This window comes from Streptomyces sp. NPDC059718, assembly GCF_042733315.1.
In the GTDB taxonomy this organism is placed as follows: Bacteria; Actinomycetota; Actinomycetes; order Streptomycetales; family Streptomycetaceae; genus Actinacidiphila.
In genome coordinates, this window is sequence record NZ_JBHWGA010000013.1 from 52,279 (window position 1) to 77,336 (window position 25,058).

A 25,058-nucleotide genomic window follows, 5' to 3' on the forward strand; every position below is an offset into this window, starting at 1 on the left:
GTGACCCCGGGCGGGTGGAGGTGGCACGATCGGGGCGGAAGCGCGAGCGTGAGGGGGCGGGGCACGATGGCCATCAGTCTGGAGAAGGTACAGGCGGCGGCGCCCGGGCTGGTGAGCCTGTACAAGGGCGCCCGGGTGTCGCTGGAGAAGGCCGGGGTCGCGGGGGAACGGGCCGCGGTGTACCTGGTGCTGGACCGGTCCGGCAGCATGCGGCGGCACTACCGGGACGGCACGGTGCAGCGGCTGGCCGAGCAGGCCCTGGGGCTCGCGGCGAACCTCGACGACGACGGGGTCGTGCCGGTGGTCTTCTTCTCCACCGAGGTGGACGGCGTCGCCGAGATCGGCCTCGACGGCTACGAGGGGCGGATCAACGCGCTCCACGACAGCTACGGCCACATGGGCCGCACCAACTACCACCTGGCGATGCAGGCGGTGATCGACCACTACCGGGCGTCCGGCGCGACGCAGCCCGCGTTCGTCATCTTCCAGACGGACGGCGGCCCTTCCTCACGCACGGCCGCCGAGCGGCTGCTCTGCTCCGCGGCCGGGTTGCCGCTCTTCTGGCAGTTCGTCGGCTTCGGGGACCCGGCGGGCAAGGACTTCGACTTCCTGCGCAAGCTGGACGAACTCCCGGTGCCCGCCAAGCGGGTGGTGGACAACGCCGGTTTCCACGCCGCCGGGGAGGAGCCCGCGGCGGCGTCGGACGCCGAGCTGTACGCGGCGCTGATGGAGGAGTTCCCGCAGTGGCTGGCGGCGGCGCGGGCGGCGGGGGTCATCCGGGGCTGACGGCCGCCTCGGCCAGGCCGGCGGCGGGACCGGCGGCGGGTGCGGCGGCCGCGTCCACGAGGCGGTCGAGTTCGGCGGCCGACCCGGGTGCGAGCCGGTAGACGCCCTGGAGGCCGACCGACCGCGTCAGAGCGCCGTCCTCGACGAACCGCAGCCGGCGTTCGGCGCGGCGCGAGCGGTAGGTGAGCCGTTCCAGCAGCTCGCCGGGGACGGTGGTGCCGAAGTCGAGCGGGGTGCCGGGCGGGCCGACCAGCACCTCGGACACGCAACCGCCCTCCAGCGGCGTCCAGTCGGGCAGCTTCGCCAGCTCGTCCGCGGCCTCCTCGTACGGGACGATCCGCGCCACCTCCAGGCGGCCCAGCACATGGAGCCTGGTCCGGTGCACGCGCAGCGGGAAGACGCGGTCGCCCGGCCGTACGCCCGCGAGCCGGAAGCTGGGCAGGGACTGGTGCGGACCGCCGAACAGGACGCGGAGCGGGCGTCCGGCGTAGCCGCCCCGCGTCAGCCGGCGGCAGAGGTCGTTGGTCCACAACGTCGTGAAGGACTTCGGGGCGTCGGACGGTTCGGACATGGCGGCCACCGTAGGGGGCGGGACCGACAACGGCTTCGGCCGGGGCGGGGAGCGTGCCGTGTGACCGAGGTCATGGCCGGGCCGGGGGTGGATCCGCCGCGGGGCGCCCGGGCCGCGTGGGATGCTCGGGGCGGTTGTTACCCGCCGGTAAGTCGCGGGTCGCCCTCTCTGCCGTGCGTACCCCCCACCACACGCTCCGAGGACCCTCCATGCGCGCATCCGCCTCCAGGCACGTCCGCTTAGCCGCCGCCGCGGCCGTCTCCCTCCTGCTCGCCGGGTGTTCGGCCGCCGCCGATCCCCCGGCCGCCACCCCCGCCCAGGCCGCACCACCGTCCGCCACCGCGCGGGCCGCGGCCGGCGTCCAGGCCGCGCCGTCCCACGACCTCGCCGTCAAGGCGGCGCCCACGAACACCTCGACCGCCGTCGCCCGGGCCGGCGGCGACGGGCGCGCCCGGCGGGCGGCGCTCAAGGTCGCCTCGTACGACGGCACGACCCGGCGGGCCGTCATCTCCGCCGCCGAGGCGCCGCGGACCGGCGACGTGATCGCCAGCGGTCCTGCCCCGGGCGCCCCCGACGGGCTGCTGGCCGAGGTCACCCGCGTCCTGGACGACGACGGCACACGGACCCGGGTCGAGACCGCGCCCGCCACGATGAGCGCCCTGCTCGGCCGGGACAAGGCCGAGGGCACCGTGCCGGTCGACCCCGCGGAGGTGGACGTCGAGCCCCTGGTGGCGGGCGTCGAGGTCTCCCGGGCCACGGCGGGCGGCCGCACGACCGGCCCGGGCGGCGCCCGGTTGCCCCTGGGCAGCCTGCGCGTGGACGTCGGCGCGGAGGCCGGGGTGCCGGCCGCGGGCCTGCGGGTGTCCGGGTACGTCGAGGTCGCGCCCGAGGTCGAGTTCTCCTACGACGGCGGTTCGGCGCTCTCGCCCGACGCCGCGTTCCTCGGCCTGTCGGGACGGTGGACCTCCGGCTGGGCGGTGCGTGGCCGTGCAGCCGTGACCGCGGACGGCGGCCGGCCGCTGCGGGTGCCCTTCGCCAGGCTGCACGCGGACCCGGTCATCCAGGTCGGGCCGGTCCCGGTGGTCGTCAACCTCGACCTGACCTGCTACCTCCAGGTCGAGGCGGACGGCACGGTGAGCGTCGACGTACGGCAGGACCTCGAGGGCGGCTTCCGGCTCGGCGGCGACTACGCGCGGACCGCGGGCTGGCGGCCGGTCGCCGCGGCCGACATGACGAGCACCCCGGTCCGCGCCGCGCTGACCGCCACCGGCCGGGTCAAGGCCACGGTCGGCGCCGAGGCGAGCGTCGGCCTGTACGGGGCCGTGGGCGTCACCGCCGACCTCGCGCCCTACCTGCGCGGCGAGGCCACGGCCGGCGCCGCGTCCCGGGGCAGCGCCGGCTCCGCGGCCCTGGCCTGGAGGCTGTACGGCGGTGTGGACCTCACCGGGGCGCTGCAACTGCGCCTGAACGTCTTCGGCACCCCGCTCATGGAGCAGCGCGTCCCGCTCGGCGCCGTGCACCGCGAATGGCTCCTGGACGACGGGTCCCTCCGGCCCAGGGCCTGACTCCGGCCCGATTCCCAGCTCCGGCTCCCGGATCCGGCCCCCGGATCGCGCCCCCGGATCCGGCGGTCAGAGGAGGGGGTTGGGCAGGCCCGTCCAGTGGTCGCCGCTGTGCCGTGTCATCACAGGAGCTCCCCCAGCTCCGCTGGGAGGTGCCCCCAGGTGCGGCGCATCGCAAGACGGAGAGTCGGCCTCGCAGCGGGCCGCACGATTCGACAACGCAGCGTGGGGGCACCCCGGCCGAAGGCCGGGGGGAGGGCGTCCGACGACACGGCCTCGTGGCCCCGGCAGGCGCACCCGTGTGCTGGTCTCCACGTGCGCCTTCGTCCCGGCCGTTGCCTAATCGGCAGTCTCTCGTCGTGGCCGTCCCGGCACGGGGGAGCGGTGCGCTGCTCCTGCCGTTCGGCGACGTCACCCCGTCGCCGGGCGCGAACGTCCCCGGCCGGCGGATCGGTCGGTCAGAGCAGGGGGTTGGGCAGGCCCGTCCAGTGGTCGCCGCTCGCGGAGGTCTCCAGCCGCATCAAGGTGAGCGCCTTGACGGGGAGTTCGGGGGCGGAGAGCAGGGCCGCGCGGTCGGTGCGGGTGTCCGCCGTGGCGGGAAGGGCGTCGAAGGCGCGGGCGGTCTCGGTGCGCACCGCGGCCCACAGCCGTGCCTCGGTGGGGCGATGGGCCTCGCCGAGCGCGGAGACGAGGCTGCCGAACGTGGTGGCGACCAGGGAGCCGTAGAGCTTGGCGTGCAGCACCGCGGGGTCGTCGCTCAGGCCGCGGCCGAGCGGGGGCACGGTGACGCCGTACCGGGCGAGGCGGGCCGGGCTGATCCGGACGTCGGCCAGGTCGCGGTAGACCAGCCGCAGCGGCCGGGCGTGCCGGTCGAGGACGACCAGGAGGTTCTGCCCGTGCGCCTCCAGGGCGACGCCCTGGGACAGCAGCCGCAGCATGGCCGGCAGCGCGAGCCGGGCGAAGGCGGTGAGCCAGGCGGTGCCGTCCTGCGGGGCGCCCGGTCCCGCGGCCGTGAGCAGTGAGCGGAGCAGGGGCGGCCCGCCGTCGGCGGGCCGCCCGGTGAGCGCGGCGACGGGCAGCACGCTCTCCCCGGCCGCCGGGTCGGCGAAAACGGACGGGGACTCCCGCAGCAGCGCCGCGAGGTCGGGGCTGGCCTCACCGCCGACGACGGCGGCGGCCGCCGCGAGGTTGCGGGTGACGCGCAGCGTGCCGCCGCCGAGCCGCCGGGTCAGCTCGTCCAGCAGCGCGGACAGCGGCTCGCTGTCGGTCACCGAGCGGGCCGAGATGTCGCGGACGGCCGAGGTCATCCGCATGCTCAGCGCCGTCTTCAGATGCGGCCCGCCGTCGAGCGGGGCGAGGGTGCGCACCGACATCAGCGGCCGGGTGGGGAGCGCGGCCTCGGCGTACGGGCGCAGCCCCAGGGCGGGCAGGATGTGCCGGGTCTGCCAGGGGTGGACGGGCAGCAGGAGCCGGTCGCCGTCGCGGAACCGGTCCGGCCAGGCGCCCGTGACCAGGGAGCCGGCGGCCGGGACGGCGACGAGGTCGAGGGCGACGACGGGCCGGTGCTCGGGCCCGTAGGCCAGTTGCTCGGCCACGGAGAAGCCGGGACGGCTGCGGCAGCACGGGTGGTAGGGATGGCCGTCGACGACGCCCTGCTCGAAGGTGGCGAGCGTCGGCGGCCGGCCGCCGTGGCCCGCCATGCCCGTGGCGCCCGCCCGGGACAGGGCCAACGAGGCGACGCTGTCGTCGAGTTCGTCGCGCAGCAGGCCCGAGCCCGGCAGCCCGAGGGCCACCACCAGGGCGGCCGGGTGGTCGTGGGGCCGGCCGTCCAGAAGCAGGGCCGGCTCGTCCTTCGGCGACCCCAGGTCGTGCGGCAGCCGCCGCGGCCCGGTGAGCACCCGGCCGTCGTGGAAGAGCACCCGGTCGGGGCCGCGCGAGGCGATGCCCGGCAGGGGTTCCAGGAGCAGGGCGCGCCACAGGCGGCCGAGGACGGCGGCGCGGGCACCGGGGAGCGCGGCGGTGTACGCGTCGTGCAGATCAGGACGGAGCGTCGCCAGCTCGGTGGCGAACGCCGTCTCCAGGGGGCGCCGCGTCGCAGCCGCCGAGTGCGGGTACATGATGGGTCCCTACCCTACGCAGGAGGCGGCCGACCGTGCATCGACCAGGGCAGCGACCAGCAGGAACGTCCCGTCGTGGGTGACGCCTGGGACCGCGCCGAGGCGCTCTCCGCGACGGCCCTGCTGAACTGCCTGCTGCGCGAGCTCGCCGAGGCAGCGGGCGAGGACGGGGGCCGTCCCGTCCACCGGCTGCCCGCGACCGGCGCGCTGCTGCGGGTGCGGGCCGGGCGCCATCCCGCCGGGCCCGAGCTGCGCACCGGGGACGGCTGGCGGCCGCTCCCGCTGGAGGCGCTGGTCGACGTCGCCGCCGCGGAGCTCACCGCGCGCACCGGTGTCGCGGGTGCCGGGCTGCCCGCCGAGATCGGCGACAGCCGCGACGTGCTCGCCGCCCTGCTGGAGGCCCGTGAGCACGCGCCGCCGCCCGCCGATCCGTACCTGCGCTCCGAGCAGGCCCTCGTGGCCGGTCACCGCCACCACCCCGCCCCCAAGACCCGCGGCGGCGGCCCGCCGGAGAGCTGGCTGCCCTACGCGCCGGAGGCGCACACGAGCTTTCCGCTCACGCTGCTCGCGGTCCGCGCGGACCTGCTGTCCGGTGAGGGCGACACCTCGGTGCTCGACCGGCTGTACCCGGACGTCCCCGAGGGCTACCGGGTACTGCCCGCGCACCCCTGGCAGCTGGCCCTGCTGGGCGACCTCCCCGCGTTCCGGGACGGGCGCCTGCTGCGCCTGGGGCACACCGCCGTACCGGCCGTGCCGACGGCGTCCCTGCGGACGGTGTACCTGCCGGACGCCGACCTCTTCCTGAAGTTCAGCCTCGACGTGCGGATCACCAACGACATCCGCCGGCTGTGGCGGCACGACCTGCGCTGGCTCGGGCCGGTGGACGAGGTGCTGCGCGCGGTCCCGGAGGCGGACGTCCTGTCCGACCGCGGCTACCGGACCGCCGGCCTGGGCGGCCGGGACGCGTTCGAGGGGCTGGCCGTGCTCGTCCGCGACGGCTTCGGGGAGCACCTGCGCCCCGGGCTGACCCCGCTGCTCGCGGCGGCCGTCGCCGAGGGGTACGAGGGCAGCCCGCTCGCCGCGCCGGGCCTGACCGCGGACGGCGCGCTGACCTGGTGGGAGGCGTACCTGCGGCAGGTCGTGCCGCCGGTGCTGCACGCGTACCTCCGGCACGGGGCGGTGCTGGAGTGCCACCTGCAGAACGTGCTCGTCGCCGTGGACGCCGACGGCGTGCCCGGCCAGGCGCTCTTCCGCGACCACGAGGGCGTCAAGCTGGTCGAGGAGCGGCACCACGAGCTGCTCGGCCGCCACGCACGGCCGGACGCGCCCGGGCCCGGCGTGGACGCCGCCCACGGCTGGGAACGCCTGGTCTACTGCCTCGTCACCAACAACCTGCTGGAGATCGCGGGCGCGGTCGCCGAACGCCACCCGGCGCTCACGCCGGTGCTGTGGGCGCGGGCCCGGGCGTTCCTCGTGGAGTGGGCGGCCGGGCAGGGGGACGCGGCGCCCGTCCGGGAGCTGCTCGCCGCCCCGTACATCCCCGCGAAGACCAACCTGCTCCTGCGCTGGACCGGCGCGGACGGCGCCGCCGCCCGCTACCTGCCGCTGCCGAACCCGCTGCGGCCTCAGGGCGCCGTGGTGACCGACTCCAGCGAACGGCGCGTGGCGGGGCCGTAGAACCCCGAGGCGTCGCCCGTGACGCCGTAGCCCATCTGGTACCGCTGGACGGCGTACTTGACGCCGCCGTCGTACTTGCCGTCGGCCGGACCGTCGTAGAGCTGGACCTGGGCGAGCCGCTGCTGCAGCGCCACGACCTCGGGACCGCGCGAGCCGGGCTTGAGCACCGCGCCGGAACCGGCGGTCGCGCTGCCGGTGGTCCCGCCCGGAGCGATGGCGGTCGCGGTGCCCGTGGCGGAGGCCCGTGGCAGGGTGCCGGACGCGGAACCGGAGCCGGAGGCGGACGGGGAGGCCTCGCCCGCGCCCGTACGTGCCGACGGGGTCGAGGCGCCGCGCGAGGGCTGCGTGGTGCCGTCGGAGTCCGGCAGGCTGGGCAGCGCGAGCCGCGGCGGCGAGGCGCTCGGATCGGGCAGCGCGCGGTCGGCCTCGCCCGGACCGGTGACGAGGTGCCCGAGCAGGGCCAGGACGCCGACGCCGGCGACCGCCCCGGCCATCGTGACGACGGCCCGCAGGCGCCGCCGGGAGCGGGCCGCCCCGCGGCGCGCCCCGCGGCGCCCGCCCGCCGGGTGCGGTATCCGCGGCGGCGACCCCTGCGGGTCGCCGGGGCCATCGCCCGTGCCGTGCGGCTTCTCGGGGAACAGTTCGGCGTAGTCGGGCGCGGGCCCCTCGGGGCCCACGCCTATCAGCGGTCTGACGGTCGTCCCGCCCGCCCGGCCGTCGCTCATCTCTCCTCGCCCGCCTGGTCGGGCACGAGGCGTTCGAGGACGTCCTGGAACTCCTCGCCGACGGTGATCAGCAGCCCGTCGCCGTCCTTCCGGCTGAGCTGGGTCAGCACGCCGTCCCGCCACCAGTAGACGTACGGGCTGATGGGGCCCACCGCGTCCTCGTGGCCCGCCGCCGCGAAACCCGCCATGCCGTTGAGCGCCGGGATGACGCCGCTGTCACGGATGGCGTGGAAGGCCAGCTGGTGCCGGAACGGCATGGCCACCAGCGCCCCGTCGGCGGTCAGCGGCTCCCCGGTGACCCGTTCCACCAGCTCGTCCAGGACCAGCACCCGGGCGGCGGTGAAGAAGGAGTCGCCCACGAGGACGTCGAAGCGTACGTCGGCGTGCCGGACCACCTCGTGCCGTTCCACCGGCAGGTCGCGCAGGTTGAGCAGGGCGCGGCCGCGCAGTTCACGGGCGTCGCCGAGCGGGACCAGGGCGTGGTCGGCTAGCGTCATCACGCTCTCCGGGAGGTCCAGGGCGAGCACCTCCAGCAGCCCGGGCGCGGCGACCCGGGCGTAGCGGAAGGTCTCCGGGTCGACCGTGTCGGGGGTGACCAGACGCGGGTAGAGCCGTTCGCGGATCTCCTCGGCGGGCAGGGTCTCCAGCGGCGAGGGCCCGTCGAGGGTGCGCAGCACCGCACCGATGTGCTCCCGCGCCAGCAGCGGCCACACGCGCGGGCCGCGCCGGTCGTTGTGGCACAGCGCGGCGAGGTTGCCGAGCCCGAAGCGACGGCCGGAGTCGTCGGTCACCATGTCGGCGAAGACCGTGACCTCCAGCCCGAGTTCGGCGAACGACTCGCGCACGATCGCGCGGAAGCGCGCGCCCTCGCCCACCGAGAAGAAGGCGTACTCGGGGTCGCGGGGTGCGTCCCGCTGGTCACGCTTCGGCCCGCGCCGGAAAATCCCCACCTCAACTGTCCCCTCGACCTGGACTCGACGAGCAGGGCGCGATCCTATCGGCAGGCGCCCGGGGCCGCCTTCTCCGTCAGCCTTCGCCGTCCGGCGCGTCCCGGTAGGTCTCCAGCAGCCGCAGCCACACCTCGCTCATCGTGGGGAAGGCCGGTACGGCGTGCCACAGCCGTTCCAGTGGCACCTCACCGGCGACGGCGATGGTGGCGGAGTGCAGCAGTTCGCCGACCGACGGGCCGACGAAGGTGACGCCGACGAGGTGACCCCGGTCCAGGTCGACGACGGCACGCGCCTTGCCCTTGTACCCGTCCGCGTACAGCCCGGCTCCGGAGACGTTGCCGATGTCGTAGTCCACGACCTTGACGCGGCGGCCCTCCCGCCCGGCCTGCTCGGCGGTGATGCCGACGGCGGCTGCCTCGGGCTCGGTGAAGACGACCTGGGGGACGGCGACGTTGTCGGCGGTGGCCGCGTGCCGGCCCCAGGGGACGGTGTCCAGGGGTTCCCCCTTGGCGCGGGCGGCGATGGCGGCGCCGGAGATACGGCCCTGGTACTTGCCCTGGTGGGTGAGGAGGGCGCGGTGGTTGGTGTCGCCCGCGCAGTACAGCCAGCCGCCCTCGACGCCCTTGACCAGGCAGGTGTCGTCGACCTCCAGCCACGATCCGGGGGTGAGGCCGACCGTCTCCAGGCCCAGGGCGTCGGTGTGCGGGACGCGGCCGGTGGCGAACAGGACCTCGTCGGTGACGAGTTCCGACCCGTCGGAGAGCGCCAGGGTGATCGGCCCGGACTCCGAGGCCCTCCGCAGTTCGGTGACCGACACGCCGGTGCGGATGTCCACCCCGGCGGCGCGCATCCCGTCCGCGACGAGCTCGCCCACGAACGGCTCCCAGCGGGGCAGCAGCCCGGAGCCGCGGACCAGCACGGTCACCTCGGAGCCGAGCGACCGCCAGGCGGTCGCCATCTCGACGCAGACGACGCCTCCGCCGACCACCACGAGCCGCCCCGGCACCTCGGGGGAACTGGTGGCGTCGCGGCTGGTCCACACGTGGTCGTCGGCGATGCCGGGCAGGTCGGGCAGTTGTGCGCGGGTACCGGTGCAGACCGCCACGGCGTGCCGGGCGACCAGGACGCGCTCGCCGCCGTCCGGGGTGTCGACCACGACCCGGCGCGGGCCGTCGAGCCGGCCGCGCCCCCGGACGAGGTCGATGCCGGCCGAGTCCAGCCAGCCCACCGCCCCGTCGTCCTTCCAGTTCCCCGTCCACCAGTCGCGCCGGGCCAGCACCGCGGCGGCGTCGAGCCGCCCGCCGGCCGCCTCCCGTGCCCCCGCGACCGCCCGCGCGGCGTCCAGGGCCGCCTGGGGGCGCAGCAGCGCCTTGCTGGGGATGCACGCCCAGTAGGAGCACTCGCCGCCGACCAGTTCCGCCTCGACCACCACGGTGGTCAGTCCGGCCTGCCTGGTGCGGTCGGCGAGGTTCTCCCCGGTGGGGCCCGCGCCGATGACGATGACGTCGTAGGTGTCCGTGCTCGCGTTCGTGCTGCTGTCTGCCGCCGTGGTCATGGTCCCACCGTAGGCAACACCGCGTCCGCGCACAGCCGGAACCAGCGTGTCCCGTCGCTTCACCCGTACGGCCTCACCCGGCCGCGCCGGCCCTGGCGGGGGCGGTGCCGCCGGTGGGGAGCGGGTCCGTCGGCAGGTCCCTGGCGGTGCGGAGCGGGGACAGCAGCAGCACCAGGCCGGCCAGCGGCACCCCCGCCGTGCTGATCCACAGGGCGGCGGGCAGGCCGAGGACGGTGCCGAGCGTGCCGCCCAGCAGCGCGCCGACGGGAAGCGTGCCGTAGTTCAGGAACGTGGTGCCGGCGGTGATCCGCCCCAGGAGGTGGGGCGGGCAGCGGCGTTGCTGGAAGCCCGCCTTGAGGACGTTGCCCGCGACCACGCCCGCGGAGACGCAGAAGCCCCCGGCCGCGTACAGCAGGACCCCGGCTCCGCGTGTCGTGAGCGGGATGAGCAGGGCGGGCACGGCCAGCCCGGCCTCGAACAGGAGCGTGGCGCGGGCGGTGCCGGTCCGCGCCGCGACCCGGTGGACGAGCAGTGCCCCGGCGACGCCGCCCGCGCTCGCGGCGGCGACCAGCGCGCCGACCGCGCCCGGGCTCAGGCCGACGTGACGCACCAGGAACGGAACCTGGATCGACTGGTAGGCCATCAGGGCGAGGTTGGAGGCGGCACCGAACAGCGTCAGCGTCCGCAGCCACGGGTCTCCGGCGACCACGTGCAGCCCGGCGGCGATGTCGCCGGTCATCCTCGCGCGGCGCGCGCCGGGGGCGGTGGGGGCGGGGCGGGGCTCGCGGTGCCTGATTCCGGACAGGCAGAGCAGGGAGACCAGGAAGGTCGCGGCGTTCACGTACAACGCGTCGACCGCACCCGCCAGTTGGGCGAAGAGGCCGCCCGCGCCCCGGCCGGCGATCTGCGCCGCCGCGGCGCTGCCCTGCAGTTTGGCGTTGCCCTCGGCCTGGTCCTCGGGTGCGAGCAGGGTGGGCAGGTAGGCGCTGTAGGCCGTCTGGAAGAACACCGCGGCCGTTCCGGTCAGGAGGGTGACCACCAGGAGCAGTCCCATGGTGAGCGCCCCCAGCCGTGCGGCCACCGGGACGGCGGCGAACAGCGCGAGCGAGGCCCCCGCGGCGGCCAGCATGACCGGTCTGCGGCGGAGGCGGTCGACGAGGACGCCGGCCGGGAGGCCGATGACGAGCCAGGGGAGCCAGGCGCAGGCGCTCAGCAGACCGACCTCGAAGGTGCCGGCGTGCAGTGCGGACACGGCGGCCAGCGGCAGGGCGACCGCGGTGACCGACGCGCCGAGCCTGCCGGTGGTCTCGCCGCACCACAGCAGCCGGAAGTCGTGATGGTGCCGCAGCAGCCCTCCGTGCCGGCGGTCGCTCATCGTGCGTCGTCCTCGCGCGGGAAGGACTGGACCTGGACGATCACCGGCAGCGCCCCGGGGGACGGCTCGGTGCCGGGGGCGGGGGTGTGGCGGGCGACGACCTCCATCAGGTCCCCGTTGAGCCGGGCGAGTTCGTCGGGGGCCAGGCGCAGGTTCCGCCAGTCGGAGAGGGTGGCGGCCTGCTGCCATGCGGTGTCCCAGTCGCCGTCGAGGTAGGTCAGGGTGCGCGTGAGGAACTGCTGGGCCAGCTGGCGCAGGTAGACCGCGAGCGCGTCCTGCGTGCCGGGGTCGCCGTGGAACTCGGCGGGGTTCAGCAGGTGCGCGCCGGAGACCGCGTGCCACCAGCGTTCGCGCTTGGTGCCACGGCCGGTCTCCTCCTCGATGTAGCCGTGTTCGGCCAGGTGCCGCAGATGCCAGCTGACGGTCCCGGTGTTCTCGCCGAGCCGGCGGGACAGGCCGGTGGCGGTCGCGGGGCCGTGCAGGTTGAGCACTTCCAGGATGCCCATGCGGAGCGGGTGGGCCAGTCCGCGCAGGCTCCGGGCGTCGAGTCGCCGGGTGGACCGGGTGGGTTGGGGCGGCGGGGCGTGTTCGGGTTCGTCGGTCACGCGGCCAGCCTAGTGTTGCAGAGGAATCTCTGCAGAGAATTCTCTGCATGTTGTGCCGCTGACGGGCCCGCTTCACGCGGGCAGTTGCTGCTCCGTCCAGATGACCTTGCCCCGTTCGGTGTAGCGGGTGCCCCAGCGGCGGCAGAGCTGGGCGACGAGGAAGATCCCGCGGCCGCCCTCGTCGGTGGTGGCCGCGCGGCGCAGCCGGGGGGAGGTGCCGCTGGCGTCGGCGACCTCGAAGACCAGCGCCCGGTCGCGCAGCAGCCTGGCCTGCACGGGGCCGGCGCCGTGGCGGATGGCGTTGGTGATCAGCTCGCTGGCGATCAGCTCGGTGGTGAAGGCGAGTTCGTCGAGACCCCAGGCCCGCAGCCGGCGGGTGATCGCGGAGCGGAGCGCGGAGACGGCCGCGGGGTCGTCGGGCACGTCCCAGCAGGCGACCTGGCGCTCGTCCAGGGACCGGGTGCGGGCGACGAGCAGGACGACGTCGTCGGCGGAGGGCGCGGGGCGCAGCGCGGCCTCGAGCGCCGCGCAGACCTCCTCCGGAGGGCAGTCCCGCGGGACGGCGGTGAGGGCGCGGCCGAGCCGGCGCATCCCGGTGTCGGGGTCGAGGTGGCGGCCCTCGATGAGGCCGTCGGTGTACAGGACGAGGCCGCTGCCCTCGGGGACCGCGAACTCGGCGGTCTCGAAGGGCAGTCCGCCCAGGCCCAGGGGCGGTCCGGCGGGCAGGTCGGGGAAGCGCACCTCGCCGTCCGGGGCGAGCAGCGCGGGCGGCGGATGACCGGCCCGGGCCAGCTGGCAGCGCCGTGCGACCGGGTCGTAGACCGCGTAGAGGCAGGTCGCGCCGGCGAGGCCGGGACCGGTGCCGCTCTCGTCGTCGAGGCGGACGACGAGGTCGTCCAGGCGGCCCAGCAACTCGTCCGGGGGCAGGTCGAGGGCGGAGAAGTTGTGCACGGCGGTGCGCAGCCGCCCCATGGCGGCGGCGGCGTGGATCCCGTGCCCGACGACGTCACCGACGACCAGGGCCACCCGCGCGCCGGAGAGCGGGATGACGTCGAACCAGTCGCCGCCGACCCGGCCGCGCGCCGCGGGGAGGTAGCGGTGGGCGACGTCCACGGCGTGCTGCTCCGGTACGTCGCGGGGCAGCAGGCTGCGCTGGAGTTCGAGGGCGAGGTGGTGCTCGCGGGTGAAGAGCCGCGCGTTGTCGATGCAGACGGCGGCGCGGGCGGCGAGGTCGCGGGCGAGGGTGAGGTCGTCCTCGGCGAACGGTTCGGTCCGCGCGGCGCGTTGGAAGGTGGCGACGCCCAGCAGGGTGTCGCGGGCGCGCAGGGGGACGGCGATGACGGCGCACGGCTCGCCGTCCGGGCCCGGGGAGGTGTCGCGGACCGGGGAGCCGCCGTACAGCGCTCTGGCCTGAGGGCTGTCCGGGAGGAGGTGAATCGGTTCGCCCCTGGCGTACGGGCCGTGGCCGCGGGCCGCGCCGTCCGCCGCCACCCGGCGCAGCTCCGCTCCGGGGGCACCGGGGGGCGTGCCGTTCAGGACGGGGCAGTACAGGTCGACGGTCGCGTGGTCGGCGAACCGGGGCACGGCGGCCTCGACGATCTCGCGGGCGGTGCGGGCGACGTCGAGGGTGGTGCCGATCCGCAGGGCGGCGTCGCTGAGCAGTTCCAGGCGGCGGCGCGCGGCGACGGCCAGGCGGCCGACCCCCGGCTCGCCGACCAGCAGCGGGCGGCGTGCGGCCGCGCCCGGGGCGTCGCCGCGCGAGCCGGCGTCCCCGGGCACGCTGACCTCCACGACGGCGCCGCCCGCGAGGGGCCGGCACAGCAGGTGGGCCGTGCGGCCGTGGGAGAGGGGGAGTTCGAGCGCCTCCCGCCGTCCGGCGGCGATCAGCCCGGCCGCGGTCTCGGCGAGCACCGACTCGTCCCCGTCGGTGAGCCCGGCCGGGGGGCCGACGCCGGGGATGTGCCCCACGCCGTCGAGCCGCAGGGGGGCGGCCGCGGCGCCGCGGTGCTCGGCGGTCAGGTAGCCGTGCAGCAGGGCGCGTTCGCGTTCGCCGCACTCCTCCAGGAGCCGCTGCTCGATGGCGAGGGCGCAGCCGCGGGCGAGTTCGGCCATGAGGGGGTGCGCGTCGCCGTACAGGCTGGTGAGGTCGAGCACGCCCTCCACCCGGCCGCTGAGGGGGTGGCGGACGGGCACGCCGAAGCAGGTGAAGCCGCGCAGGGCGGCGGAGAAGTGCTCCTCGCCGGAGACGCGGACGGGGTGCCGGGCGGCCAGGGCGGTCCCGATGCCGTTGGTCCCGGCGTCGAGTTCGTGGTAGCTGAAGCCCGGGGCGAGCCGGACCCGGTCCAGGGCGGGCAGCAGCGGCGGCTCGGCGGCCCGGCGGTCGATCACCAGCCCCCGGTCGTCGGTGAGCAGGACGGCGGTACGGGTGCCGGAGAGCGTGCCCGCGAGCCGGTCGAGGACCGGACCGGCGGCCCGGACCAGTGCCCCGGCGGGGTCGACGTCGTCGGTGTACGGGACCTCGAGCCGTTCGGGGTCGAGGCCGGCGGTCTGACAGCGTTCCCACGAAGCGAGGATGGGTACCCGCACGGATTCGACCACCAGGCTCACTCCTTGACGTCCGCGTCCCAGGTCCCGAACGTAGGGCGGCGGCGCGGCGACGGGGGGCGGGTCGGTGAAATCCCTGCGTACAGCCACCCTTGTGGGTGACGGCCCGTTTGACAGGGGGCAACACGACCGTCACGGCCGGGGAGATCGCTTCGCGAAGCGGCGCTCGGTGGTGAAGACTTGGACCCGCCGCAGCCGTACGCCGTACTTGGGAGGATCCACCATGTCCACCACGCCGCACTCCACCACGCGGGTCGCGCACACCGTCTGGGACGGCAGTCTGACGGAGGGCAGCGGGGTCGTGACCCTCGACTCCTCCGGCATCGGGGAGTACCCGGTGACCTGGGTCGCCCGTTCCCAGGAGCCGGGCGGGAAGACCAGCCCCGAGGAGCTCATCGCCGCCGCCCACTCCAGCTGCTTCTCGATGGCCCTGTCGGCCGGCCTGGGCAAGGCGGGCACCCCGCCGACCCGGCTGCGCACGCAGGCCGACGTCACCTTCAAGCCGGGCACCGGGATCACCGGCATCCACCTGACCGTCGAGGGCGAGGTGCCCGGGATCGACGAGGCGGAGTTCGTCAAGGCGGCCGAGGACGCCAAGGCGAACTGCCCGGTGAGCAAGGCGCTCGCGGGCACGGAGATCACGCTCACGGCCTCGCTGGCCTGACGCCGCGCGGCGCCGGCCCGTGAGCCGGCCCTGCGCCGGTCCGGAGCCGGACCGCGTGCACCGCCCATCGAAACGTTTCGGTTTCGGTGGGCGGTGCCATATTGTCGTTGGGATACGAAACCGTTTCGCAGGGGACGAGAGACGGAGCACGGAACATGACGACCGACGCGAGCGCACCGGCGCGCCGCACGCGGCTGACGCCCGAGCGGGAGCAGGAGCTGTACGGCGCGGTGATCGACCTGCTGCGCGAGGTCGGGTACGACGCGCTGACGATGGACGCGGTCGCCACCCGCACCCGGTCCAGCAAGGCCACCCTCTACCGGCAGTGGAAGAGCAAGCCGGAGCTCGTCGTGACCGCGCTCAGGTGCACCAAGCCGGTGCACGTGGAGAACGTGGACACCGGTTCGCTCCCCGGCGACCTGCACGAGCTCGCCGACCGCATCGGCGACGGCTCCGACGTGGACACCCCGCTGATACGGGGCCTGGCCCACGCCTCCGCCACCAACCCCGACCTCGCCGAGGCGATGCGCCAGCACCTGATCGAGCCCGAGCTCACCGGGGTGCGGCAGCTGCTGGGGCGGGCCGCCGACCGGGGGGAGATCGACGCCGCCGTCCCCGCGGCCGAGTTCATGCCGCACATGATGCTCGGCGCCGTGATCACCCGCCGCCTGCTGGAGGACGTGGAGGTCGACGCCGCCTTCATGCACCGCTACATCGACGCGGTGGTGCTGCCTGCGCTCGGCATCGGACCCGGTCGCCCTAGTCGCTGACCGTGCTGCGCGGCTGGTACTCCAGGTCCTCGTACTCGGGGTGGTGCGCGATCCAGCCCGCGATGAACGGGCAGGCTGCCAGCACGCTCTGGCCGTGCTCCCGCGCCTCGTCCAGCGCGTGGCGGGCGAGCGCGGAGCCCACGCCGCGGCCCTCGAACTCCGGGTCCACCTCGGTGTGCAGGAAGGCGATCATCTCGGGGGTGCGGATGTACGTGGCGAAGCCCGCCAGCCTGCCGCCGACGTGCGCCTCGTAGCGCCGCGCGCCGGGGGTGTCCGTCACCTTCGCGTCGCTCTTCACGACTGGTAGCCCTCCACGGTGTGCGAGGGGCGCACCTTCGCCTCGCCCGGGTCCCCGCCCGCCTCGGTCTTGGCGCGGCGCTGGCGGAGCAGGTCCCAGCACTGGTCGAGCTCGCGCTCCAGCTCGTCGAGCCGGGCCTGCTCGGTCCCGCTGTCCACCCGTCCCTCGCTGAGGAGCTCGCGCAGGGTCCTCTCGTCGGAGACCATCGCGCTGATCCGTTCCAGGATCGCCCTCTCGGGGCGATCTCCCGCGTGCTGCTCGGCCACGGCCGCACCTCCTCGGTCCTCGGCTCCCACTCTAGGCAGCCGGTTGCGCCCCTGCGATCGAAACACTTGCGTTTCGATAAGACGGGCCCTAGTCTCGACATGTACGAAACGGTTTCGTATCTCGTCGGGTTCCCGGCGTCCCGACTCCTCCCTGCCCTCCCCGTGACCGACTGGAGCGCGTCCCGCATGTCCCAGAGCACCGCCGACCCGAAGGCCGGCACCGGCGCACCCCCTGTGGGGGCCGAGACGAAGGCGCCCGACGCCCCGGCGGCGCAGCGCTGGTGGGTCCTCGCCGTCATCGGCATCGCGCAGCTGATGGTCGTGCTCGACGCGACCATCGTGAACATCGCCCTCCCTTCCGCCCAGGCCGACCTGGGCTTCACCGACGGCAACCGGCAGTGGATCGTCACCGCCTACGCCCTCGCCTTCGGCAGCCTGCTGCTGCTCGGCGGCCGGATCGCGGACCTCTTCGGCCGCAAGACCGCCTTCCTCATCGGCGTCGCGGGCTTCGCCGGGGCCTCCGCGCTCGGCGGCGCCGCCGGCAGCTTCGAGATGCTGGTGACCGCCCGGGCCCTGCAGGGAGCCTTCGGAGCGCTCCTCGCGCCCGCCGCGCTCTCGCTGCTCACCACGACCTTCACCGACGCCAGGGAACGCGCCCGCGCCTTCGGCATCTACGGCGCCATCGCCGGCTCCGGGGCGGCCGTCGGCCTGCTGCTCGGCGGGGTGCTGACCGAGTACCTGAACTGGCGCTGGACCCTCTACGTCAACCTGGCCTTCGCACTGGCCGCCTTCCTCGGCGGCGCGGCCCTGCTGCGGCGGGCGAGCCGCCGTCCCGGCGCGACGATCGACCTGCCCGGCACCGTGCTGGTCTCCGCCGGGCTGTTCGCCGTCGTCTTCGGCTTCTCCAACGCCGAGAGCCACGACTGGAGCTCGCCGCAGGTGTGGGGCTACCTGGCCGCGGGAGCGCTGCTGCTGGCAGCCTTCGCCTGGTGGCAGACCCGGGCGCGGCACCCGCTGCTGCCGCTGCGCGTGCTGCTGGACCGCAACCGGGGTGCCTCCTTCGCCGCCTCGCTGGTCTCCAGCGCCGGCATGTTCGCGGTCTTCCTCTTCCTCACCTACTACCTGCGGCTCACCCTCGGCTACTCCTCGGTCAGGACGGGTCTGGCCTTCCTCCCGCTGGTCGGCGCCCTGATGGTCGGCGCCCAGGTCGCCACCACCGTGCTGGTGCCCCGGGTGGGCCCGAAGCCCGTGGTGCCGGCCGGTTTCGGCCTCGCGGCGGCGGGCCTGGCCTGGCTGACCGGGCTCGGCCTGGACAGCGGCTACGCGGCCGACGTGCTGCCGCCGCTGCTGGTGATCGGCCTGGGCATGGGCCTGATCTTCCCGCCCGCGATGAACCTGGCCACCACCGGTGTCGGCGCCGAGGACGCGGGCGTCGCCTCCGCCGCCGTCAACGCCATGCAGCAGGTCGGCGGCTCGATCGGCACCGCGCTGCTGAACACCCTGGCCACCGGTGCCGCCACCGACTACGCCCTGGCCCACCGCACCGATCCGCTGGTGAAGGCGCAGGCCGCGCTGGAGGGCTACGCGACGGCCTACTGGTGGGCCGCGGCCTTCTTCGCCGCCGGCCTGGTGATCAGCTTCCTGCTGTACCGGCGTGGAATTCCTGCTCAGGACGGGAATGCTGAGGCCGCCCCGGTCGTCCACATGTAGGGGGGATGAGCTGCGGGGCCGCCCCTGAGCGGTGGGAAGGTCCCGCACGCGCCGACCCGTGGGGACGGGGTGCGGTGCGACGGAGGGCCCGGTGCCGGCGTCCGTGGTTGCACACGGAAGCCGTGCCGGGCCTTTCCCATGCGATTCCACGGTGATCCGGGGAGCCCGGGGCGGATGTGACGGAATCTGCGTGCGGTGCACCGCAAAAGGGAACCTATGGTCAGTTAATGTGCGTTTTCACTGGTCCACAGGGTTTCGTCGAAAGGCCCCTCGGTTGAACCTGCTCGACCTCCTGCTGCTGGTGCTGACCGTCGCCTACGCCGTCGCCGGCTTCCGGCGCGGACTGGTCGTGGGCTGCATCTCGCTCGCGGGCTTCCTCGGCGGTGCGGTGGTCGGCGTGTGGCTGCTGCCGTACGTGCTGCAGTACGTCGAGTCGGGCACGCCACGGGCGACGCTGGTCGCGCTGCTGACCGTCCTGGTGCCCGCGGCCGGCGGGCACGCCCTCGCCTCCGGGGTCGCCTGGAAGGTGCGGACGGGGCTGGACTGGGGCCCGCTGCGCTGGCTCGACGGGGTGGGCGGCGCGGTGGCGAACGCCGTGGCCGTGCTGCTCGTCGCCTGGGTGGCCGCGAGCGTGCTGGTGACGTCCTCCTCCAGCGTGCTGGCGCAGTCGATCCGCGGGTCCGAGGTGCTCGGCGCGGTCCAGGACACCATGCCCCGGCAGGCACCCACCTGGTTCAGCAGGGCGACCAGCGCACTGGCCGAGGCCGGGTTCCCGCAGGTGTTCAACCCCTTCGAGTCCGAGCCCGTCAACGGGGTGCCCGCGCCCTCCGGGGACAACGTCACCACCGCCGCGGCCGGCGCGGCCGCGCGCAGCACCGTCAAGATCGAGGGCGTCGCCTCCGTGGAAGGCCGCCGCCAGGGCCAGGAGGGCACCGGTTTCGTCTTCGCCGACGAGCACGTCATGACCAACGCCCACGTGGTGGCCGGGGTGGACGAACCCGCGGTGCAGGTCGGCGGCCTCGGGCGGGCCTACCGGGCCACCGTGGTGCTCTTCGACCCCGGCAAGGACGTCGCCGTCCTGGACGTCCCGGGGCTGGACGCGCCCGCGCTGAGCTTCACCGACGACGCCGTGAGCGGTGACGGCGCGGTCGTGGCGGGCTACCCGCAGGACGGCGGCCTCGACCTGCGCGCCGCGACGGTGGCCGGCCGCATCCGCGCCACCGGCCAGGACATCTACGGCGACGGTACGGTCACCCGCGACATCTACCAGGTCCGGTCCGTGGTGCGCCCCGGCAACTCCGGCGGCCCGCTGCTGGACACCTCCGGACGTGTCTACGGGGTGGTCTTCGCCCGCTCCACCACCGACTCCACGACGGGCTACGTGCTGACCGCCGACGAGGTGCGCTCCGACGCGCTGCGCGGGGCGCGCGCCACGGAGCCGGTGGACACCGGCGACCGGGCCGCACGGTGACCGCCGGACCGCGGCGGGCCTCCGCATACGTTCGACGTTAGACTTTCCCTTTACGCGGAAACCTGGACGAACCCACCGAAATCATCGAAGCCATCGAACCCATCAGGCCTCGTCCGGCGCCGAGCCGGACGAGGACGACCGCGGCCGAGCACGCGGGAGTGGTGCCGTTGTCATGATCTCCATCCTCTTCGCCGTCCTCGCGGCCTGCAGCAACGCCTTCGGGACGGTTTTGCAGCGGCGCGCGGTGCTCACCGTCCCCGCCTCGAAGTCCCTGCGCCTGGGCCTGATGAAGGACCTGCTGCGGACCCCGGTCTGGCTCGCCGGCATCCTCGGCGTCATCCTCGCCGCGATCTTCCAGGCCCTGGCGCTGGGCACCGGTTCGCTCGCCGCGGTCCAGCCGGTGTTCATCCTGGAACTGCCGCTGGCCCTGGTGATCGGCGGCATGGTCTTCCACGTGGAGCTGTCCCGCAAGGCGTGGGTCAGTGTGGCGTGCATCGCCGGGGGCCTGGCGCTGTTCCTCTTCTCGATGTCACCCAGCGGGGGGCGGGACCAGGTGCCGGGCATCTGGTGGGTGCCCACGCTGCTGATCGTCGGCGGGCTCGGCGCCGTGCTGGTGCTCGCCGGGCTGCGGCGGCCCACCGGCCTGATGCGCGCCGCCTGCCTCGGTGGGGCGGCCGCGGTCGGCAACGCCCTCACGGCCGCGCTGATCAAGTCGTCCATGGACGTCCTGGAGCACCAGGGGGTCGGGACCTGGCTGCTGTCCTGGCAGACCTACGCCTTCGCCGCGGCCGGCGGGTTCTCCTTGTTCCTGCTGGGGACCGCGATGCAGGGGGGACCGCTGATCGCCTCCCAGCCCGCCCTGACGCTCGGCGACGCCGTCGTCGGCTTCTGCCTGGGGGTCACGCTCTACGGCGAGCAGCCGCGCACCGGCTTCTGGCTGCTGCCCGCGCTGGCGGGGTTCGCGGTGCTCAGTTACGGCGTCTTCGCGATGTCCCGCACCCAGTGCCTGTACAAGTGCGTCCACCCCGAGGAGCACCTGGCCAGCCCGGCCGGGGAACCCGCCGCCTCGACCATGTGAACCGCACGCGCGGACGCCCCCGGAACCGGCAGCCGGTCCCGGGGGCGTCCGCGCGTGCGGTGCGCCGCTCGTCAGTGGCGCGGGGCGGGGTACGCCTTGGGCAGGCGCATGCCGCGGTCGGCCATGATCTGCCGGACGTGGTTGGGGTAGTCGGTGATGATGCCGTCGATGCCCATGTCCATCAGGGCCTCGATGGTCGGGTTGTCGTCACAGGTCCACGGGATGACCTTCAGGCCGAGCTCGTGGGCGTCGTCCACCATCTTCTCGGTGACGTAGAACCTGAAGTTCGGGTCGGCGATGGTGCCGTTCTGCGGCATGCCGTAGACCGGGGAGAGCGCCTTGACGCCCGGTACGGCGGCGGCGGCCTTGACGAAGTCGCCGTCGTAGTCGTCGGCGTCGATGCCGCCGAGCCACGGGGAGGCGCCGGGCTTGCCGACCTGGAGGAAGTCGTAGTTGGTGAGCGCCACCAGCGGGTACTTCGGCGCGAGCTTGTGCATCTCGTTCAGGGCGCCCCAGTCGAAGGACTGGATGGTGACCTGCTTCTCGATGCCCGAGCGGTGGATCTCCTCGAAGACCCGGCGCACGAACAGCTCGCGCGGCGCGGTCTGCTCGGGGGCGCCGGCCTCCACCTTGGTCTCGATGTTGAGCTTGACCTTCTTGGCCTTGTAGCTCTTGACCAGGCCCAGGACGTCCTTGAGCTCCACCATGCGGTGGCCCTTGATCTGCTCCTGCTCGGGGAAGCCGGGCAGCTGCTGGTAACCGCAGTCCATCGTCTTGATCTGGGCCAGCGTCAGGTCCTTGATGTACTTGCCGACGTACGGGTACATCGGGTCGCCCGCCGTCACGGGGCCGGTGTCCTTGCACTTCTGGGCGCTGATCTGGCGGTCGTGGTTGACGACGACCTTCTGGTCCTTGGTGACGTGGGTGTCCAGCTCCAGGGTGCTCACCCCGAGGCGCAGGGCCTTGCCGAAGCCCTCCAGGGACTCCTCGGTGGTCATGCCGATGCCACCGCGGTGGGCCTGCAGGTCGAAGGAGGCCTTGGGGGAGTGGCCGTGGCCGTGGTGGGCCGTGGCCGCCTGGGCGGCGGTGGGGACCACGAGCGCGGGTACGACGGCCAGGGCTGCGATTGCGTGCCGGAGGGACATTTACACCTCGTCTACATCGGACGAACAGGACCTCGTGACGCTAAGCCGCAGGTCGAGCGCGTACGAAGCCCGCGCATGAGGGCATGGTGAACGCCCGGGGAACGATCGTCCCCCGGGCGTGGCCCGATCGCGGACGGTGTCAGTCCAGGAGGCCGTCGTAGTCGGGGAGCTTGAAGGTGCGCTCGGCGTGGCCGCCCACCAGGTCGGTGGTGTTGTTGCCGATGTTCGCGACGATCGTGTAGCCGCGCTTCTCGATGGCGGCGCGCTGCGCCGTCTTGTACGCGCCGACCTCGTCGAAGAGGTCCGGGATCGAACGGCCGTAGAGCCCGGCGACCGGGTAGCCCTCGCGGTCGAGGTTGTAATGCGTGGCCGGGTAGATGAAGTCCGGCCGGGCGGTGACGAAGAAGACGTCCACGCCACGGGAGTCCGCGTACCGGGCGAGGTCACGCGTCGGCGCCACGGCCGGCGGGAACCACCAGTCGAAGTACGTCTCCAGCGCGGTGTTGTCGATGTCCAGCACGATCGCCAGCTTCTCGCCGGACTTCCGGGCGGCGGTGCGGTCCTGGACGTAGGTGTGCGCCTGGTCGATCACCGGGCGCACGTCCCGCAGCCAGGTCCCGTGGTCGACCGAGGCGGCGGTGGCGGAGGCCGTGGTGGCCGCCGCCACCGGGACGCCGGTGGGCTCGTCGGCGTGCGCGTCGGCGGGGAGCGCGATGCCGGACACCCCGGCGGCGATGATCGCCGCGACGACGGCGCCGCGTCTCCGGGTGAGGGTCTTGAGGGTTGTCATGCACCGTACGTTCGCTGGTGCGGGTGAGCGGAAACTGGCGCTCGGATTACCGGTTGGTAACTATCCTTGGGGCTCGGACAATTGGCCGGCGAAGGCCACGAACGCGGTCCACGCGTCCGGCTCGAAGGCCAGAACCGGGCCGGAGCGGTCCTTGGAGTCCCGTACGTGGACGGCGGCCGGGCCGACCGCCACCTCGACGCACTGACCGCCGTCGCTGCCGCTGTGACGGGACGTGAACCACACGAGAGCGCTCACAGTTCACCCGCAATCTGCTCGATCACCTTGGCAGAGTCCTCCGGCGTGAGGGCCTGTGCCCGGATCATGCCATAGCGCTGGTGGAGCAGACTGACCCTTTTCCGGTCATCGGTGAGCAGGCCCCCGGCCTGGCCCTCGGCGTAGGCGAGCAGTTGGCGTTCGGGGTTCTCCAGCAGGGTGAAGGGACCGTCGAGACCGGCGTGGGTCCCGTAGCGCGCCGGCATCACCTGGATCTGGACGTTGCGCCGTTGCCCCACCTCGACGAGGTGCCGCAACTGCTCCCCCATCACGGCCGGTCCGCCCGTCGGGCGGCGCAGGACCCACTCCTCCAGGACGAAGGAGAGCATGCACACCGGCTTGCGGGTGAACAGCGCCTGGCGGGCCAGCCGGTCCTCGGTCCAGCGCTCGGCCTCGTCCTCCTCAAGGGCCGGGCAGCGGGCGCCGAAGACCGCGCGCATGTAGGCCTCGGTCTGCAGCAGGCCGTTGACGACGTGGGAGTCGTACGTTCCCAGGCTCAGCGCCCGGGCCTCCTCGTCCGCGTACTCCCCGTACCCCACGGGCAGCTTCTCCCGGGACAGATGGGGTGCCACCGCCTTCAGCACCCCGGGTGAGCCCAGCAGTTGCTCGGCCCTGTCGATGAACGCCGTGCTGGCGATGCGCTCACCGCACTCGATCTTGACGGTCTGCGACTTCGAGTAGCCCGTGTGCGCCGCCACCGCGTCCAGGGTGAGCCCCTGGCCCTCGCGCAGCGCCTTGAGCAGGTCCCCGAAGATCCTCATGCTCACCGAGCGCTTGTCCTCGACCGTCACGCGGCCACCCCCGTCCGGCTCCCCTGGCGTCGTCCCGCAGCGCCACGCTAGGCACGCGGCGGGCGGCGGCACGCCGGGAACCGGCGGAATTCACCTGACGCGGGGAATCGCGGACCGGGTGTGACGCAGGCCACGCCACGGTGCCGATGGATTCACGGCCCCCGCGCGGTCCACCGGGCATGACAGAAAACGTGAAGGGCCCGGCGAGTTACTTCCCGTCGATCGAGAAGAAGTACGGCCGACCGGTCGGGGAGTGGAAGGAGCTCATCCGCTCCTCCCCGCCGGCCCGGCACATGGAGCTCGTCGGCTGGCTGAAGGCCGAGCACGGACTCGGGCACGGACACGCCAACGCCCTGGTGGCGCACACCCTCGCCGAGGGGAAGGACGCGTCGTAGCCGCCGGGTCACTCCGGCAGCCGCGTCCCCTCCGGGAGCCGTACGGCGAAGTCGTCCGCCAGGACCCGCAGCACCTCGTCCGCGTCCGCCAGTTGCCGTTCCTTGCGGGTGCCGTCGGCCGTCGTCTCCGTCAGGCGGCGTCCGGTCAGGGACAGGTGCGCCTCGCCGGTGGTGCGCTGGGCGTAGACGCCGCGGGAGAAGGGGGAGCGCGGGTTGGTCGCCACGTGCCAGTTGATGACCTCGTAGTCGGGGGCCCGGAAGGGCTCCACCGTGAAGGCGTACTGGTCCTCCCAGCCGTCGTCACCGGCGCCGGGCGGGTTCGCCTGGAGCTTCCACAGTTCCAGCGGCCCGTCGTGCGGCGCGTGGACCAGCCGGTGGCGGCGCGGCGCGTCGTGCAGCTCCACGTCCGCCACCAGCGGCAACGGCTCCAGCAGGGCGCCGATGCTGCCGAAGCCGACGTCGCTCACGTACGGCACCGGCTCGCCGGGCACCTCGGCGAGCATGAGCATGTGCGTACGGGGGCGGACGTCCCCCGGCTTCGCCCCCACCAGCACGCGCGCGGTGAGCAGCGTGACCCGGAACCCGAGGGCGGTGAGCGCGGCGGCGAACAGGGTGTTGTGCTCGTAGCAGTAGCCGCCGCGCCGGCCGTGGACGAGCTTGGCCTCCAGGTCGGGCAGCGCGAGCGAGGGCGCCCGGCCCAGGACGGGGTCGAGGTTCTCGAACGGGATGCCCAGCATGTGGGCGCGGTGCACGGACCGCAGCACCTCCGCCGTGGGGCGGCGTTCCCCGGCCCAGCCGATGCGGGCGAGATAGGCATCGAGATCGAGCGTCATACGACCACCCTACGGATGCGCGGCGACTCCTTCGCCCCACGGACCGG

General features: G+C 74.3%; 24 protein-coding genes. 9 read left to right on the top strand and 15 right to left on the bottom strand.

Translation table 11 applies throughout. The features are described 5' to 3' along the window. The first annotated feature begins 66 nt into the window (after window positions 1–66). Window positions 67–786 (top strand): vWA domain-containing protein, encoded by a 720-nt coding sequence (locus ACFV3E_RS16930; RefSeq protein ID WP_500368839.1) that lies wholly within the window; start codon window positions 67–69, stop codon window positions 784–786. On the opposite strand, the gene ACFV3E_RS16935 is transcribed toward ACFV3E_RS16930, so the two are convergent. Beyond that, a complete protein-coding gene (locus tag ACFV3E_RS16935; RefSeq protein ID WP_500535350.1) occupies window positions 773–1,357 on the bottom strand; it encodes a hypothetical protein in 585 nt (194 codons plus the stop codon). The two genes, ACFV3E_RS16930 and ACFV3E_RS16935, sit on opposite strands and share 14 nt — an antisense overlap. Before the next feature lie 209 nt (window positions 1,358–1,566). Between ACFV3E_RS16935 and ACFV3E_RS16940 the strand changes: the two genes are divergently transcribed. Then, window positions 1,567–2,922, top strand: coding sequence for a hypothetical protein (locus ACFV3E_RS16940; protein WP_500535351.1), 1,356 nt, complete (start codon window positions 1,567–1,569; stop codon window positions 2,920–2,922). Between the two features lie 455 nt (window positions 2,923–3,377). On the opposite strand, the gene ACFV3E_RS16945 is transcribed toward ACFV3E_RS16940, so the two are convergent. Next, window positions 3,378–5,036 carry an IucA/IucC family protein gene (locus ACFV3E_RS16945; protein WP_500535352.1) on the bottom strand — a complete coding sequence of 553 codons (1,659 nt, stop codon included), beginning with the start codon at window positions 5,034–5,036 and terminating at the stop codon, window positions 3,378–3,380. 75 nt (window positions 5,037–5,111) lie between these two features. Here ACFV3E_RS16945 and ACFV3E_RS16950 point away from each other — a divergent pair, with 75 nt between their 5' ends. Beyond that, on the top strand, window positions 5,112–6,713 hold the full coding sequence (locus ACFV3E_RS16950) for an IucA/IucC family protein (RefSeq protein ID WP_500535353.1): 1,602 nt from the start codon (window positions 5,112–5,114) through the stop codon (window positions 6,711–6,713). Here ACFV3E_RS16950 and ACFV3E_RS16955 read toward each other — a convergent pair. The 6 genes from ACFV3E_RS16955 to ACFV3E_RS16980 form a co-directional block, all read right to left on the bottom strand. Beyond that, on the bottom strand, window positions 6,662–7,438 hold the full coding sequence (locus tag ACFV3E_RS16955; protein ID WP_500535354.1) for a peptidoglycan-binding domain-containing protein: 777 nt from the start codon (window positions 7,436–7,438) through the stop codon (window positions 6,662–6,664). The two genes, ACFV3E_RS16950 and ACFV3E_RS16955, sit on opposite strands and share 52 nt — an antisense overlap. Next, window positions 7,435–8,388 (bottom strand): hypothetical protein, encoded by a 954-nt coding sequence (locus ACFV3E_RS16960; RefSeq protein WP_500535355.1) that lies wholly within the window; start codon window positions 8,386–8,388, stop codon window positions 7,435–7,437. Before ACFV3E_RS16960 ends, ACFV3E_RS16955 begins: the two co-directional genes overlap by 4 nt. 76 nt (window positions 8,389–8,464) lie before the next feature. Further along, on the bottom strand, window positions 8,465–9,943 hold the full coding sequence (locus ACFV3E_RS16965) for a dihydrolipoyl dehydrogenase family protein (protein ID WP_500535356.1): 1,479 nt from the start codon (window positions 9,941–9,943) through the stop codon (window positions 8,465–8,467). Window positions 9,944–10,016: 73 nt separating this feature from the next. Continuing rightward, the gene (locus ACFV3E_RS16970) at window positions 10,017–11,318 is read right to left on the bottom strand and encodes an MFS transporter (RefSeq protein WP_500535357.1); all 1,302 of its coding nucleotides are present in this window, start codon (window positions 11,316–11,318) and stop codon (window positions 10,017–10,019) included. Further along, window positions 11,315–11,923, bottom strand: a complete 609-nt coding sequence (locus ACFV3E_RS16975) for a helix-turn-helix domain-containing protein (protein ID WP_500535358.1) — start codon at window positions 11,921–11,923, stop codon at window positions 11,315–11,317. Before ACFV3E_RS16975 ends, ACFV3E_RS16970 begins: the two co-directional genes overlap by 4 nt. 72 nt (window positions 11,924–11,995) lie before the next feature. Further along, window positions 11,996–14,521, bottom strand: a complete 2,526-nt coding sequence (locus ACFV3E_RS16980) for a SpoIIE family protein phosphatase (protein ID WP_500535359.1) — start codon at window positions 14,519–14,521, stop codon at window positions 11,996–11,998. 229 nt (window positions 14,522–14,750) lie between these two features. On the opposite strand from ACFV3E_RS16980, the gene ACFV3E_RS16985 reads away from it, so the two are divergent. Both ACFV3E_RS16985 and ACFV3E_RS16990 read left to right on the top strand, forming a co-directional pair. Then, the gene (locus ACFV3E_RS16985; protein ID WP_499512309.1) at window positions 14,751–15,191 is read left to right on the top strand and encodes an OsmC family protein; all 441 of its coding nucleotides are present in this window, start codon (window positions 14,751–14,753) and stop codon (window positions 15,189–15,191) included. 155 nt (window positions 15,192–15,346) lie between these two features. Further along, entirely contained in the window at window positions 15,347–15,961 is a 615-nt protein-coding gene (locus ACFV3E_RS16990) for a TetR/AcrR family transcriptional regulator (protein ID WP_500535360.1), read from the top strand. On the opposite strand, the gene ACFV3E_RS16995 is transcribed toward ACFV3E_RS16990, so the two are convergent. Together ACFV3E_RS16995 and ACFV3E_RS17000 are read right to left on the bottom strand one after the other, a co-directional pair. Beyond that, window positions 15,951–16,259, bottom strand: coding sequence for a GNAT family N-acetyltransferase (locus ACFV3E_RS16995; RefSeq protein WP_500535361.1), 309 nt, complete (start codon window positions 16,257–16,259; stop codon window positions 15,951–15,953). The two genes, ACFV3E_RS16990 and ACFV3E_RS16995, sit on opposite strands and share 11 nt — an antisense overlap. After that, a complete protein-coding gene (locus ACFV3E_RS17000; protein ID WP_500328961.1) occupies window positions 16,256–16,525 on the bottom strand; it encodes a DUF2630 family protein in 270 nt (89 codons plus the stop codon). Before ACFV3E_RS17000 ends, ACFV3E_RS16995 begins: the two co-directional genes overlap by 4 nt. 186 nt (window positions 16,526–16,711) lie before the next feature. Here ACFV3E_RS17000 and ACFV3E_RS17005 point away from each other — a divergent pair, with 186 nt between their 5' ends. The 3 genes from ACFV3E_RS17005 to ACFV3E_RS17015 all read left to right on the top strand — a co-directional run bounded on the left by ACFV3E_RS17005 (window position 16,712) and on the right by ACFV3E_RS17015 (window position 20,784). Further along, window positions 16,712–18,235: an MFS transporter gene (locus tag ACFV3E_RS17005; protein ID WP_500535362.1), complete on the top strand. Its 1,524-nt coding sequence runs from the start codon at window positions 16,712–16,714 to the stop codon at window positions 18,233–18,235. 274 nt (window positions 18,236–18,509) lie between these two features. Beyond that, complete coding sequence (locus ACFV3E_RS17010) at window positions 18,510–19,706, top strand: MarP family serine protease (RefSeq protein WP_500535363.1); 1,197 nt, start codon at window positions 18,510–18,512, stop codon at window positions 19,704–19,706. 172 nt (window positions 19,707–19,878) lie between these two features. Further along, a complete protein-coding gene (locus ACFV3E_RS17015) occupies window positions 19,879–20,784 on the top strand; it encodes a DMT family transporter (RefSeq protein WP_500535364.1) in 906 nt (301 codons plus the stop codon). Window positions 20,785–20,855: 71 nt separating this feature from the next. Here the strand turns inward: ACFV3E_RS17015 and ACFV3E_RS17020 are convergent, their stop codons facing one another. The 4 genes from ACFV3E_RS17020 to ACFV3E_RS17035 form a co-directional block, all read right to left on the bottom strand. Continuing rightward, on the bottom strand, window positions 20,856–21,929 hold the full coding sequence (locus ACFV3E_RS17020) for a glycerophosphodiester phosphodiesterase family protein (RefSeq protein ID WP_500535365.1): 1,074 nt from the start codon (window positions 21,927–21,929) through the stop codon (window positions 20,856–20,858). A gap of 139 nt (window positions 21,930–22,068) precedes the next feature. Next, complete coding sequence (locus ACFV3E_RS17025) at window positions 22,069–22,719, bottom strand: HAD family acid phosphatase (RefSeq protein WP_500535366.1); 651 nt, start codon at window positions 22,717–22,719, stop codon at window positions 22,069–22,071. A 60-nt stretch (window positions 22,720–22,779) separates the two neighbouring features. Next, complete coding sequence (locus ACFV3E_RS17030; RefSeq protein WP_500368873.1) at window positions 22,780–22,974, bottom strand: DUF397 domain-containing protein; 195 nt, start codon at window positions 22,972–22,974, stop codon at window positions 22,780–22,782. Further along, window positions 22,971–23,783 (bottom strand): helix-turn-helix domain-containing protein, encoded by an 813-nt coding sequence (locus tag ACFV3E_RS17035; RefSeq protein ID WP_500535367.1) that lies wholly within the window; start codon window positions 23,781–23,783, stop codon window positions 22,971–22,973. Before ACFV3E_RS17035 ends, ACFV3E_RS17030 begins: the two co-directional genes overlap by 4 nt. Before the next feature lie 179 nt (window positions 23,784–23,962). On the opposite strand from ACFV3E_RS17035, the gene ACFV3E_RS17040 reads away from it, so the two are divergent. Then, window positions 23,963–24,178, top strand: coding sequence for a DUF4287 domain-containing protein (locus tag ACFV3E_RS17040; RefSeq protein WP_500535368.1), 216 nt, complete (start codon window positions 23,963–23,965; stop codon window positions 24,176–24,178). 8 nt (window positions 24,179–24,186) lie between these two features. Here the strand turns inward: ACFV3E_RS17040 and ACFV3E_RS17045 are convergent, their stop codons facing one another. Continuing rightward, on the bottom strand, window positions 24,187–25,011 hold the full coding sequence (locus ACFV3E_RS17045) for an arylamine N-acetyltransferase family protein (protein WP_500535369.1): 825 nt from the start codon (window positions 25,009–25,011) through the stop codon (window positions 24,187–24,189). Window positions 25,012–25,058 lie beyond the last annotated feature (47 nt).

What these genes read in the sequence shown, in the direction of transcription:
- ACFV3E_RS16955 (WP_500535354.1), bottom strand. Translation starts at nt 7,438, where the DNA reads ATGAGCGACGGCCGGGCGGGCGGGACGACCGTCAGACCGCTGATAGGC.
- ACFV3E_RS16940 (WP_500535351.1), top strand. Translation starts at nt 1,567, where the DNA reads ATGCGCGCATCCGCCTCCAGGCACGTCCGCTTAGCCGCCGCCGCGGCC.
- ACFV3E_RS16930 (WP_500368839.1), top strand. Translation starts at nt 67, where the DNA reads ATGGCCATCAGTCTGGAGAAGGTACAGGCGGCGGCGCCCGGGCTGGTG.
- ACFV3E_RS16970 (WP_500535357.1), bottom strand. Translation starts at nt 11,318, where the DNA reads ATGAGCGACCGCCGGCACGGAGGGCTGCTGCGGCACCATCACGACTTC.
- ACFV3E_RS17020 (WP_500535365.1), bottom strand. Translation starts at nt 21,929, where the DNA reads ATGTCCCTCCGGCACGCAATCGCAGCCCTGGCCGTCGTACCCGCGCTC.
- ACFV3E_RS16990 (WP_500535360.1), top strand. Translation starts at nt 15,347, where the DNA reads ATGACGACCGACGCGAGCGCACCGGCGCGCCGCACGCGGCTGACGCCC.
- ACFV3E_RS17025 (WP_500535366.1), bottom strand. Translation starts at nt 22,719, where the DNA reads ATGACAACCCTCAAGACCCTCACCCGGAGACGCGGCGCCGTCGTCGCG.
- ACFV3E_RS17040 (WP_500535368.1), top strand. Translation starts at nt 23,963, where the DNA reads ATGACAGAAAACGTGAAGGGCCCGGCGAGTTACTTCCCGTCGATCGAG.
- ACFV3E_RS16965 (WP_500535356.1), bottom strand. Translation starts at nt 9,943, where the DNA reads ATGACCACGGCGGCAGACAGCAGCACGAACGCGAGCACGGACACCTAC.
- ACFV3E_RS16935 (WP_500535350.1), bottom strand. Translation starts at nt 1,357, where the DNA reads ATGTCCGAACCGTCCGACGCCCCGAAGTCCTTCACGACGTTGTGGACC.
- ACFV3E_RS17015 (WP_500535364.1), top strand. Translation starts at nt 19,879, where the DNA reads ATGATCTCCATCCTCTTCGCCGTCCTCGCGGCCTGCAGCAACGCCTTC.
- ACFV3E_RS17045 (WP_500535369.1), bottom strand. Translation starts at nt 25,011, where the DNA reads ATGACGCTCGATCTCGATGCCTATCTCGCCCGCATCGGCTGGGCCGGG.
- ACFV3E_RS16945 (WP_500535352.1), bottom strand. Translation starts at nt 5,036, where the DNA reads ATGTACCCGCACTCGGCGGCTGCGACGCGGCGCCCCCTGGAGACGGCG.
- ACFV3E_RS16985 (WP_499512309.1), top strand. Translation starts at nt 14,751, where the DNA reads ATGTCCACCACGCCGCACTCCACCACGCGGGTCGCGCACACCGTCTGG.
- ACFV3E_RS17005 (WP_500535362.1), top strand. Translation starts at nt 16,712, where the DNA reads ATGTCCCAGAGCACCGCCGACCCGAAGGCCGGCACCGGCGCACCCCCT.